12 protein-coding genes are annotated in these 12283 nt (G+C 50.0%); 6 read left to right on the top strand and 6 right to left on the bottom strand.

Annotated features, from left to right (window positions below; all coding sequences use genetic code 11):
- Positions 1-152 precede the first annotated feature (152 nt).
- The 3 genes from ACUYLD_RS24015 (at position 153) to ACUYLD_RS24005 (ending at position 1187) form a co-directional block, all read left to right on the top strand.
- Positions 153-413, top strand: coding sequence for a hypothetical protein (locus ACUYLD_RS24015; RefSeq protein WP_023990050.1), 261 nt, complete (start codon positions 153-155; stop codon positions 411-413).
- 175 nt (positions 414-588) lie between these two features.
- Complete coding sequence (locus ACUYLD_RS24010; RefSeq protein WP_230585105.1) at positions 589-810, top strand: hypothetical protein; 222 nt, start codon at positions 589-591, stop codon at positions 808-810.
- Positions 811-938: 128 nt separating this feature from the next.
- Complete coding sequence (locus tag ACUYLD_RS24005) at positions 939-1187, top strand: hypothetical protein (protein WP_155271712.1); 249 nt, start codon at positions 939-941, stop codon at positions 1185-1187.
- Between the two features lie 216 nt (positions 1188-1403).
- On the opposite strand, the gene ACUYLD_RS24000 is transcribed toward ACUYLD_RS24005, so the two are convergent.
- Positions 1404-1631, bottom strand: coding sequence for a helix-turn-helix domain-containing protein (locus ACUYLD_RS24000; protein ID WP_007431813.1), 228 nt, complete (start codon positions 1629-1631; stop codon positions 1404-1406).
- 306 nt (positions 1632-1937) lie between these two features.
- Between ACUYLD_RS24000 and efeO the strand changes: the two genes are divergently transcribed.
- Genes efeO through ACUYLD_RS23985 form a run of 3 tightly spaced genes read left to right on the top strand, consistent with a single transcriptional unit; the run spans position 1938 to position 6039 of the window.
- Positions 1938-2816 (top strand): iron uptake system protein EfeO, encoded by an 879-nt coding sequence (efeO, locus tag ACUYLD_RS23995; RefSeq protein ID WP_025721876.1) that lies wholly within the window; start codon positions 1938-1940, stop codon positions 2814-2816.
- Between the two features lie 4 nt (positions 2817-2820).
- Positions 2821-4185 (top strand): iron uptake transporter deferrochelatase/peroxidase subunit, encoded by a 1365-nt coding sequence (gene efeB, locus ACUYLD_RS23990; protein WP_446676145.1) that lies wholly within the window; start codon positions 2821-2823, stop codon positions 4183-4185.
- A gap of 24 nt (positions 4186-4209) precedes the next feature.
- Entirely contained in the window at positions 4210-6039 is a 1830-nt protein-coding gene (locus ACUYLD_RS23985) for an FTR1 family iron permease (protein WP_446676144.1), read from the top strand.
- 90 nt (positions 6040-6129) lie between these two features.
- On the opposite strand, the gene ACUYLD_RS23980 is transcribed toward ACUYLD_RS23985, so the two are convergent.
- From ACUYLD_RS23980 to ACUYLD_RS23960, 5 genes are all read right to left on the bottom strand, one after another.
- Entirely contained in the window at positions 6130-7542 is a 1413-nt protein-coding gene (locus ACUYLD_RS23980) for a type III PLP-dependent enzyme (RefSeq protein ID WP_446676160.1), read from the bottom strand.
- A gap of 83 nt (positions 7543-7625) precedes the next feature.
- A complete protein-coding gene (locus ACUYLD_RS23975) occupies positions 7626-8714 on the bottom strand; it encodes a Gfo/Idh/MocA family protein (protein WP_446676143.1) in 1089 nt (362 codons plus the stop codon).
- Positions 8711-9871, bottom strand: a complete 1161-nt coding sequence (locus tag ACUYLD_RS23970; protein ID WP_446676142.1) for a UDP-glucuronosyltransferase — start codon at positions 9869-9871, stop codon at positions 8711-8713. The genes ACUYLD_RS23975 and ACUYLD_RS23970 overlap by 4 nt, the downstream gene beginning before the upstream one ends.
- Positions 9872-9888: 17 nt before the next feature.
- Positions 9889-11421, bottom strand: coding sequence for a hypothetical protein (locus ACUYLD_RS23965; RefSeq protein WP_446676141.1), 1533 nt, complete (start codon positions 11419-11421; stop codon positions 9889-9891).
- Between the two features lie 49 nt (positions 11422-11470).
- Positions 11471-12283, bottom strand: coding sequence for an ABC transporter permease (locus ACUYLD_RS23960; protein ID WP_061828870.1), 813 nt, complete (start codon positions 12281-12283; stop codon positions 11471-11473).

Below are 12283 nucleotides of genomic sequence, written 5' to 3'. Positions count from 1 at the left end.
TCCCACATATTTCAGTGGTTATTCTGTAAAACAAAAGCCTTCATCCTTTTTAAAAGGGTTCGGGACTGATCACATGGTAGAGGTTACTGCTTCCTTGCCGTCCCCCCGATTATGTTATAATAAAATAAAGCAAAAAGAGCGAGGTGAAGTCGATGAAATGGGAAGAAATTGCCGAATCACATCCAAGGCGATTTGTGTTGGTTGAGGCTATAAAAGCCAGTTCCAATAACCGCGTGCGCAATCTTGAAGACATGGCGGTTATTCAGGATTACGATAACCCAAAAGATGCATGGAGCGGGTATAAACATTTTCACAAACTGTATCCGTCACGCGAACTGTATGTGTTCCATACCAGTCGATCCGATGTCGAGGTTGTAGAAGAGTTTTTCTCAGGAGTACGGCAGCGTACATGAAGATTAACCTTCATAATGGTTTGCCCATTGTTTCCTTAACATTGAGACATCACGACCAAACTGCTCTATTACCAAACGTATTGTTCGATACAGGGTGCGCTGCAACAGTGTTTGATACGGATTTACTTGCCCAAATGGCATTCACATTGATTTCATTAACGGGAGAGCAAAGCGGATGTACGGCGTGGGCGGTACAAGTGAAATTTGCTACGAACAGGTAATTCCTCATCTAAAAATCGGTCATATTCAATTAGATACATTTCCAATTCAACTAAGCTCTATTCAAGAGCCGTATGGATTTGATGGCATATTAGGCATTGATTTTATGCTAAAAACAAAATTAATTGTTGACTTTGATTTAATGAACATCCACTCCCCACTTTCACCTTTAAAATAATTCCAAGCAGGTGGTCACATGTCTCTTCCTTTAAATCTGATTACCATCATGCTCAGCCCGTAGAAGTATTACTTATACCCTTGGTTTCTCCTGCGGGCTGAGCCTTTGCCCAAGGGAGCGTGATGGTAATGAAACCTAATCAAAAAAATCGTAATCGAGCTTATTTTAGGCACCACAGAAAATGTGTTATTCAGCGTAAAAAACGGCTTTCAGCACACCGGGGATGGGTCGTCAAATTCGATGGTGTATTCTCCAAAGGAAAAATCCATTGTTCCTGCTGGATGTGCAGTAATAAAACAAAACGACTGGGCTATCCCAAATCAGAGCTAGCAAGAATAGATAACTGCCGGGAACAGCTTCAGAATTATCGTTTCTAAACTAAAAAACGCTCAAAACAAGCGAATGTCCATTGCTATGACACTCGCTTGTTTTACGTTTACAATAGATTTTCCAGCTTCTTTCCTCAATTTGAAATATAGAATAAACTTGCTAGATTTGATCAGCTAACATACCACAAAACAAAAGCCTTCCCGACCACCCTTCACTGTCGAAGGATCATCGAGAAGACTTTGTACCCCGCAAGGAACAAGAGGTCAGATTTTTAATTCTCCAAGCCTGATTAATTCCACGACCGCCTGTGAACGACCTTTTACGTTCAGTTTCTGCATTACATTGGAAATATGGTTTCGGACCGTTTTTTCGCTAATGAATAGCTGTCCGGCGATGTCACGTGTTGTTTTGTCCTGCACGAGCAGTTCAAATACTTCACGTTCACGGTGAGTTAACAAAAACTTGTTTTTGTGGTCGTTACCCTTCGTCAATTTCACCCCTCCTTGCTCGGGTTTTGTGTGGTGTAACAAGGTTAAGGGATACAGTCAACACATTTTATGTCATGTGCTCAGGTATGGTTCAATATGCGGATAAAAATGGGCATAGGCACCTTACTAACTCCCTTCGATGGAGGGTTGGACTCTGCGTCTAATTTATGTATTGACAGGCATATGGGCCAGCCTTATGATAAGAAAAACCGCGACTGATAATCATTATCAAAATAAAAATTCGATATAGATATCGCGCAACAGACTATGGTTCAAGGCCAGTTTGGCCAGAAAGGGTGTTCATTGATTATGAAACTACGTTATGCCGTACCGGCCGGAGTGCTGGTCTCTTCTATTCTGTTCGCAGGTTGCGGACAAACCGGAACTGCTACTCAGCAGCCTGCCGCGACGACCAAAGATGCAGGAGCAACAACACAGACAACGACTCCTGCCGCTTCTGCCCCCAATTTTGATCAAGCGGTAGCAGCTTACCGCACCTATGCCATCGAGCAATGCGATACGTTTGTGAAGAAGACAGAAGAATTCACGAACGCAGTCAAAGCTGGCGAGCTGGATAAAGCCAAGGCGCTGTATGCTCCTGCACGTATGTACTATGAACGGATTGAACCGATTGCAGAAGCGCTGGGTGATCTTGACCCGAATATTGATGCACGTGACGGTGATGTGGATGCAGCGGATTGGCGCGGCTTTCACCGGATTGAAAAAACATTATGGGAAGAAAACACAACCAAAGGAATGGACGAGTTTTCCGACCGACTGCTGAGTGATGCCAAGCTGCTGCGTGCCAAAGTAGAAACCGTTAATATTGACGCCAGCCTGATGGTAACGGGTGCAGTCGAGTTGTTGAATGAAGTATCCACCTCGAAGGTGACGGGTGAAGAGGAGCGATATTCTCATACAGATTTGTACGACTTTGCAGCCAATGTGGAGGGCGCACAAAAGATATATGACATTTTGAAAACAGATCTGAACCAAAAAGATGCGGCGTTGGAAAAACAAATTGGTGAGCGCTTTACGGCCTTACAGCAAGAGTTGGCTCCTTTTAAGGACGGAGAAGGCTATGTGTCGTATACAAAACTGAAACCGGAAGAAGTTAAAAAGTTGAGCCAAAACCTCGATGCCTTGGCAGAACCGTTGTCCCAAATGGGGAAATTGTTGGGAGTGTAATGATATGAAAGGCTTTAAGCGGCAAAAAGGGCAAGAAAAGCCGCAGTATGCGGAATCCCATAATGAACAGGCCGATCTGGTAAAAAAGGATGCGAAGCTAGTGGAAGATGAGCTGTCAGGAAAAAGAAAATCCGTATCACGCCGAGACCTATTGAAGCTGGCCGGGGTAGGTGGACTAGGCCTCCTGCTTGGCGGCGGGGGCGTGGGAGCCGTGCTGTCAGCCGGTCAACGTCTCGAAAGCATGATGACGGATGCGGATACCAAAGATGTAATCCCTTTTTACGGTAAGCATCAGGCAGGTATTGTGACTCCGGCTCAGGATTTCATCTGCTTCGCCGCTTTCGATCTAACAACCAGCGACAAGGAACAGGTGCGCAGCCTCTTCAAAGCCTGGACGGAAGCAAGCGCTACAATGACTTCTGGCGTGCTGCTTGGCAACGATAATGAAAATCTCAACCTCCCTCCTTCCGATACGGGCGAGGCGGCAGGATTGTCGCCATCTCGCACGACGATCACCTTTGGCGTGGGCCCATCCTTTTTTGATGGACGATACGGCCTGGCAGGGCTTAAACCTGCCGGGTTCCGTGAGCTGCCCCGTTTTCAAGGGGATGCCCTGGAGGAGCAATGGTGCGGTGGCGACATCGGAGTGCAGGTATGTGCCAATGACTTGCAGGTTGCTTTCCATGCCCTGCGCAATTTGGCACGTATCGCCAGAGGAACGGCGGTGCTTCGCTGGACGCAGGAAGGCTTCCAGCGGACAGCACAGGCCGATCCTGCGGGAAGCACACCGCGCAATTTGCTGGGCTTCAAGGACGGTACAGGGAACCCCGACACCTCCAAGGCAGACGAGATGAATCGGCTGGTGTGGACACAGACCAGTGACGGACCAGCCTGGATGGGGAACGGCAGCTATATGGCTGTTCGCCGTGTACGCATGCGGGTAGAGGTGTGGGATCGTTCAACATTGGGCGACCAGGAGGATACTTTTGGACGTCATCGCAGCAGCGGGGCCCCACTCGGTAAGGTCAAGGAGTTCGACAAGCTTGATCTGGCGGCCAAAAATCCGGAAGGCAAGCCGGTTACACCTCCCACCTCTCATGTGGCTTTGGCTCATGGGGACGGAAGCATTAATATTTTGCGGAGGTCTTATTCGTATTCAAGCGGATTGGACAAGCAAACAGGACAGCTGGATGCTGGGCTGCTGTTCATCAGCTACCAGCGTGATCTGTTCAAGCAGTTCGTTCATATTCAGGAGAAGCTTGCACGCAATGACAAGCTGAACGAATACATTGTACACAAAGGCAGTGCGGTGTTCGCCTGCTTCCCAGGTGTATCGCAAGGCGGCTACATCGGGGATACGTTATTTTAGCAGCAGGCAAGGAAGGGGATTTATATGAATCGGCGCAATAAAAGCTTGGGATGGGTGTTGGGGTTGGTGGCAGCTCTGCTGCTGACCGTAACTCCGTTCATTTCCGGTTCCGGGTCGGTCGCTTTTGCACAAACAGATGCTAAAGCTGTCACCAATGATCAGCTAATGCCTGTAGTGGGCGGAGCGCTGGTGGAGGCGGGACAAGCCCAATGGACGGAAGCCTCCAAGGATCTGAAAGAATTCCGCACGCTGTGGGAGGCCGCCAAAACAAATGGTGGAGATTCAGCTCACATCGCGACTGTAGATCAAGCACTCACCGATGCGGAGCAGACACTCGCCAGTGGCGGCGGGGAACCAGCGAAAGCTGCCTTATCCGTGCTGGCGCGCTCGGTCAATGAGTACGTCACTGCTGCCGAAGGGGACAAACCAGCCCCGGCTGGAGCCAAAGCAGCGGAAAAACTGCTTCCCATGGCGAAGGGCAGTCTGGCCGCCATGCAAAAAGGCGATTGGGCTGCTGCCCAGGTGGATTACAATCGAATCGTCAAAGACTGGTATCAGGTAGAAACACCGATTCGTTTGGACAATTTTCCGGTATACAGTTCGCTCGAAACTAAAATCAGTCTCATCCGCATCTCCATGCAAGCTGAGCCCATTCGCCAAGAACAGGCTCTCAAGGAAATGCAGGAATTAACGACTCTGTTGTCTGATTATAGTCAGGGTAAATCTATGAACACAGGTCAAGGAACGAATGCAGGCAATACGGTTGCCGGAACGGCGAATGGTTCGGTAGCTTCCCTAGGCGATGCAGTCACCTTGCTCGAATCCGCACGCCAAGATGCTGTAGCTAATCAATCAGAGCAAGCGGCTGACAAGGTAGTGCAGTTTATCGCTCTGTGGCCTTCTGTCGAAGGACATGTACAAATTGCCGATCCGACGTCTTACACTGCAATTGAAAATGAAATGACCGAGACTTCAGGATATCTGCTGTCTTCTCCACCGAATACGGACAAAGCCATTCAGACTCTTGATCAGATGCTGGACAGACTCCGTCCGTTGACGGAAGAACGTTCTTACACTGCGTGGGATGCTGCGCTGATTTTGCTGCGTGAGGGCCTGGAGGCCATCCTCGTGCTCGCAGCTCTGCTGGCGTATGCCAAAAAAAGCGGCGAAGCCGTGGCTGGACGGTGGATATGGGCAGGAGCCGGAACGGGGTTGGTGCTGAGCGGAATTCTGGCAGTACTGTTCACCACACTGGTGGCAGCTGCCGCATCAGGCAGCATGCGTGAGTTGCTGGAGGGTGTCACTGGGCTGGTGGCGGTCGTGCTGATGCTGACCGTTGGTAGCTGGCTGCATAGCAAATCCAATGCTGCCGCGTGGAACCGCTTTGTGGAAAATAGCGTGGGCAACGCGCTGGCACGGGGAAGCCTGTGGTCGCTATTTGCGGTTTCTGCGCTCGCAATTCTGCGTGAAGGAGCCGAGACAGCTATCTTTTATGTCGGTATGGCTCCAGCCATCGAAACCTCGCAATTGCTGCTCGGCATTAGTTCGGCGACGGTCGTTCTAGTCATTCTGGCGTTTACGATCATTAAGTTCAGTGTACGATTGCCAATTCGTGCCTTTTTCCTGACTGCGACTGTACTGATTTACTATCTCGTATTCCGATTTCTGGGCGAAAGTATTCATTCGCTTCAGGTGGCTGGCAAGCTTCCGGGGCACACTGCCTCCTCGCTTCCGTCCATTAGCTGGCTGGGAATGTATCCAACTTGGGAAACCTTTGTCCCACAAATCGCTGTACTGATCTTTATGGTATGGCAGCTTGTGCGTCAAGAAATGCGCAGCTCCAAGCAACATTGAGTCGATACTACCCTACTCATCATGTAAAAAACGCCAAATCACAGGTCCGATTTGTATCGGTTCCCATGAGTTTGGCGTTTTTTTACATACTTACAACGCATCCTCAGGCAACGGAATCATGCGCTGATGATGCAGCAGGTCTGTGCGGTCACCGTGTTCACGAATGACATGCACCTCCCCACGAAAATCGAGCAGCTCCGCCGGGGTAGCATGTCCCAGAAATTGTAGTGGACTATAGCTTAATCCATAGGCACCTGCATTCGGAAAGGCAATATAATCGCCCTCGTGAATCGGAGGAAGCTGCGCTTTTTTCACAATACAATCCTCGGGTGTACAAAGCGGACCAACAATACTTACCGTTTCAAGCTCCAAGGATGCTTCCTCCGGAGGCCCCCCTATTCGGCTTGCGACCTCTTCTAATGATTGTTCGACAGTAACAGCCGTTTGAGCAGAAGCGTCTCTCTGCACTTTCCGTAGGGTTGCTTCCACTTCTCGTTCTTTGGGTTCTTTCGATTCTCCCGCTTGCCTACGCATAATTCGCACCGGGTAGTTGTCCCTAATGCGGCGTCCTCGAAAAGTAGCTGCGGCGTAGTGATTCATGCCACCATCAGCCACGACAAACTTCTCTCCCTTGGATTCCTTTGTATACAATGCTCGGCAGACATACATGCCCGATTGAGCAACCAGATACCTGCCGCTTTCGATGATTAGCTTAACCCCGGGCATGCGGGTTCGGGTCTGCTCCGCGAGTGCGTTCAGTCCGTCAATGACGTGATCCATATCAAGTGGTTGCTCATGAGCAAAATAAGGTACACCAAACCCGCCGCCCAAATTGACCGTATGCATTGCCACACCATACTGAGCCTGTACCCGTTCTGCCAGCTGCAGCGTATTCGCAAATGAAGCTAAAATCTGATCCGATTTCAACATTTGCGTACCTGTATATACCTGAATACCTTGAAAATGGACGTGTGGGCAATCTTCCAGCACCTTAAAAAAGTGATCCAGCTGCCCTTCATCCACTCCAAAGGGGCGCGGAACACCACCCATTTTAATCGTTGCTCCAGACAGATCGTTATCGGGATTGATGCGAACCGCTGCCCTAACAAGCTGGCCCGCTTGGGCAGCAATGTCCTCCAACAGACGCAGCTCCCTCACCGATTCGACATGAATACAGCCGATTCCATAGGCTATCGCCTCGTTCAGCTCGGCTACTGTTTTTCCCGGTCCGGCGTACAGCACGTCTTCCGCAGCATACCCGGCCTCCATAGCGACGAACATTTCTCCAGCCGAAGCAATCTCAACACCACAACCTAACGAACGCAGCAATCCAGCCAAGGCTACGTTACCATTAGCCTTGAGCGCATAATGTACACGCACGGCCGGGTGCAATCGGGATAGCAACGAGCTGACGTGGGCATGCAGCGCGTCCCCGTCATAATAGTAAAATGGCGTCGGATGCTCGCCGAAACGCTCCAGTAAGGCTTCGTCCTTTTTATCCATCACCTGAGTTCTCCTCCTCTCTATGCCTTGATACTCAGTATTTTGCATCATTCGCTTCCCTCCGCTCGAAAACACAATCATACTCATACTGCATATATCGTCTCACCCGAGCGTGCTGCTTCATGAATGGCTGCCAGCAGTCTGACGCGTTCAGCAGCCTCGCAAAATGGAATGGGCTCCGCTTCTCCCCGGATGATGCTACAAAAGGTATTCAACTGATTGACATAATAGTTCATAGGCTCGAAAACCGTTTTGGTATGCGAAGATGTCTGTGATAACCCAGGCAGTGCGTCCACATCTGTTATATTCGGCATGATATCCTTCTTTATTTCTGTCTTGAGTGTCATTTTATAAAAACCTAAATTGGCCCGAAAGCAGTCCTTCAAGGTGACCACTGCCGAATCAAAGGTCAGTACATGAGCACAGCGATAAGGCCGCTCGAATGAAAAGAGGGCAGATGCCTCCAATCCGCTTGGATAACGGGCTTGCGCACGAAATGTCCAGTCACAGCCATGGGGACCATCGAAATCCGATTGACTGTGGAATTCCGCCTGCTCTAATCCAACGACGGCTTGAAGCAGCTGGAGCCAGTACACGCCCAGATCCCAAAAGCATCCCCCACCCTGCTCCGGACGAGATCTGTAATTGTCCGCATGTCCTTCTTTTGCCGGAATGCATAGACTCGTCTCTATGGAGCGTAAGCGACCATAACGCCCCGATTCTACGATCCTCCGCAGCTCATGCTGCCAAGGATGGTGCTGCACCATGACTCCTTCCAACAGGTAAGCGCTGCTCTGTTCGACTGTCGCTGCCAAGGGAGCCAGATCAGCCGTATTCAGGCATAACGGCTTTTCCACCAGCACATGCTTATGAGCCCGTAGTGCTTTGTCAATCCACTCGGCATGTAAGTCGTTGCTGAGCGCAATATATACAGCGTCGATCTCCGGGTCCTTTAGCATATCCTCAGCATGCCGATAAACGACACTGACGCCAAAACGATCTGCCATTTCTCCTGCCTTGGAAACCGTGCGGTTCGCAAGCGCGGTCACGCGTGCCCCTGCAACATGTCGGATCGGTTCCAGCAACGCACGGGGAGCAATGGCAGAACAGCCAATGATCCCAAAGCGAATATCTCGCATCGCAGGCTCTTGCGCAGCCGCGGCAGCGTTCATAATCCCTGCTCCATTCCCGATGCGCTTGCCTGCATTTGTATGCTATTCACATACGACTCTATATAACGCGGCGTCCGACTGCGCAGCTCTACGATCCTCCGATGCATATCCTCCAGTATCTGGGCACTACCTGCATAGGTTTGTATCCACGTTTCGTACCGCATACCAAGTCCCAGCCGTTCCCATAGATCTGCATTATGCTTTTCATGCACACCAAATGGCTCCAGCATAATGAGTGGAGTGGCTGTAGCGAACGAATCGGTTAGGCTGCCACCTCCTGGCTTGCTGACAATGGCCTGGACACGACATGCTTGGTCCAGCATGTTATGGTAATCCGGTCCGACCTGATACACGGTCTTCTCGCCCTTTTTCACCTCTCCGAAAGGCGGAAATGTATGCTCCCCGGCTTCATTACGCTGCCATGTCCTCCACTGCGGATCCATCTGAAAATAGCGTATACTGTCCCGCTGTTCATCGGGTTGATCCTGATCATACAACAGCAGATCCAGCTCCCAGCCCGCTTCTTCCAACCGTCCAACCTTGTCACGGTAGGTGCCCATCCCCCAACCGCCGCCATGTACGAATAAGCGGGATTGCCGTGCTTCAAACGGTACATACTCCACGGCCGGTACATCAATATAGTGACTGACTCTATTCTTATCATTTTCAAAAAGGGTCATTTCTCCACAGCCATCCGCAAAACGCGGGTTATGCTTGGCTAGATTTTTCCAGGAAGGAGAAGGTGTCGAATCCATGTACACGATGTCCACATGCACCGACTCCGGTTCTCTGCGCTTACGATACTCCTTCAGTACATACATCCAATGACCGGATAAGCATATAAAATACCGCCGATCCTCCTCCATCCATTGGTTCAGCAGCACTTCCATCGCAGCGAGATCCAGTGAATTACGCATATCCTGCGGAACCTTTTGTGACATTAAGGCCACCGCAAAATTGTCATGGTAAGCTTTGCGGCTTTTGTCGACCTTGAGACGAGCCGATTCTGGCAGCACATTTTCAAATACATGAATCGCCGTATCCACGCCCAGCCTGCGAAGACCCGCTTGTAACAACAAGCCAGGGGTATAAAAGCCCAATCCGAAACCGGAACACAAAATCGTTACCTTCATAAGCTTATCCGTACTCTTACGCATGCTCATACGCCTCCCGTTTAATTCAGCACTGTAAAATGATGCTCTGCCAAAAAACGCTCCAGCTTTGTAGTCAATCGCATTTTTTCCTCATCGCTCGCAGCAACCAGTTCCAAATAAAGACGCCCCTTGCCTCGTGCCCGTTCGCTTCCAGCAGTTTCTTTGTTACCATTCAAGTCCGGCTTAGCTATGCCGTTCCCTTCTGATCCGCCATCGCTGGCCCCAATCCCGCTCACACGAACCTGCTTGGCAGGCGATCTGCCTCCGCGCCCGGTTGCATTTCTGCTTGGCGTGCTTGTATGGCCCACAATCTTGTTCTCACCATCTCGTCCACCTGTGTTCACATATAACGTATTGGCACCCAGAGGCATGACACCTTCTTCACGTTCACCTGTGAACAACAATCCTTCACCTTTCAGCCCTTCCAGCAGTTCTTCATAGGATAGACTGCCATCATGGGACAGTGAATAATTCGTCAGCGTGCCACGCATATTTTTCCCGGCCAGAAAGGTATCGAGCTGATGCTTGATCAAACTCATCGACTTTCTGGCATTAATTTCGATAATAGGCTCCAGCTTCCCACCACGAAGTGTCATGGAATCAATGCATACATCGCCGTAATAACCATCCTGATACAATTGCCGTCCCACATCCTGCATTAAGCTAAAATAGCCCTCGCGCTCCAGCCGCTCTAAAAAAGCCCCGTCCGGCGACAAGGATTCCCGATAAGAGAATTGAGTATTAGCCAGCCATTGTACAGATAGGATATCGACACTTCCATCATCACCAATCGTAAATTGGCATGAAAAATCCTGCTCTTTCTCCTGAAAAGGCTCCAAAAGGAAAAGCACCTGTTTGCCTTTACGCTCCTGTCCACGTAAATACGATACGATCCGGTCCAGCATTTGTGTCGAGGTAATGTGCAGGTTTCCTTTGCCCGATACGCCAAAATCATCCTTGATTAAAAAGCTTCCATCCCGTAGCAGCTTACGCCCCGCCTCAGCGACATCTGCAAACGAAGTCACGATATAGCCTGGGTTGCGCAGACCGAGACTGCGTTTCAGATCAGAGGAATACGTTTTGGCATTTACCTTGCGAATCGTTTCCAGCGGTGGCTGATGCAGTGTTATACCCCAAGCACGTGCAGCCTCCTCCACATGCGGTAAACCCGCAAACGGGCTAAGTACACAGCCTTCCAGTTGAGGAAACCCCTCTCCAGCATCGGCCTTACGACTGCCCAGCAGTTCGAATACTGAAGCGGACGATACGTTGCCTGCACGCTCCATACCGTCGGTCAAATCTCGTTCGTTGACAGCCGGATGAAAGCCCAACTGCGCGATATACTGACGATGTACAGGCGAAATAGCATAACGGGTCAATAACGCATCTCCTGGCTGGCAAAAGCTGAACAGCAGTTCATCCATGGCTGCTACAATCGCAGAAGAAGCCCGGTCAGGCAGGGCTGGCAGGGAAGCTAACTGGGCATCACGCCAGTAAGCCTCCGCTTCGAACGTTCCCATATACAAATGACGCTGATTCGGTATCGCATTCATATGATTCGCTTCCTTTCCTGCTTCATTATTGGCCCACTACACGGTAGCACTACTGGCTCGCGCTCGTATAATCACGTAGAGCAAACTGCCATATCAGGCGGATGATCGCCAGCAGCCAGAGAGGTGCGAGAAATGCCCATACCACCAACCCGGTATCCATTTTGCCGAGAATGAACATGGGCGGAAAATTACAAATGACAAACACCGGAAGCACGAACAAACCGATACGCTGAATCAGATTACTGTACACGGCCATCGGCACATAGTTTGTCTCGAAAATGCTGTTGGACAGCTCCGTAACGCCGTTCGTGCGGATAATCCAGAAGGCCAGCAGTTGGGGGAGCAAAAATACGGAGTATGCCGTAAGCACTCCGCATCCGAGCAGCACAGAGAACCCTCCCGCGGTTTCAAAATTAAACGGCAATCCGAGTCGATACCAGCCAATCCCTGTCATTATTCCGCCGCCAATTACATTCGGCACGGTATAGCCTAGTTCAAATTGACGCAATGTCACCATAAATTGCAGCGATACGGGTTTGGTCATGAGCACATCCAGTGAGCCGGTACGAATTTTGTCAGGCAGGCTTGTAAAATTACTGTAGAACAATCCACTATAAAATCCGCTCATCATCGTAAACACGCCGATATATAACAATATGGCGTCAGGAGACCAGCCATTAATGTCCGTCCCGGCGCGGTATGGAACCGATGCGTACAGCAGCTTGATAAGCAAATAAGCTGTTTCAACCAAAAATGCCGTTATAAAATTAATGCGGTATTCCATCTGCGACATGACGGAAAACTGGACAAACTTCCAGTACAATCTGATGTAGCGCCTAACGTTTCGGAAAACATTTTTCAT

The sequence above is a fragment of the Paenibacillus sp. SER-28 genome (assembly GCF_052906305.1).
Note: the sequence above shows the minus strand (reverse complement) of the source record. Positions and strands in the feature narration are given on the sequence as shown.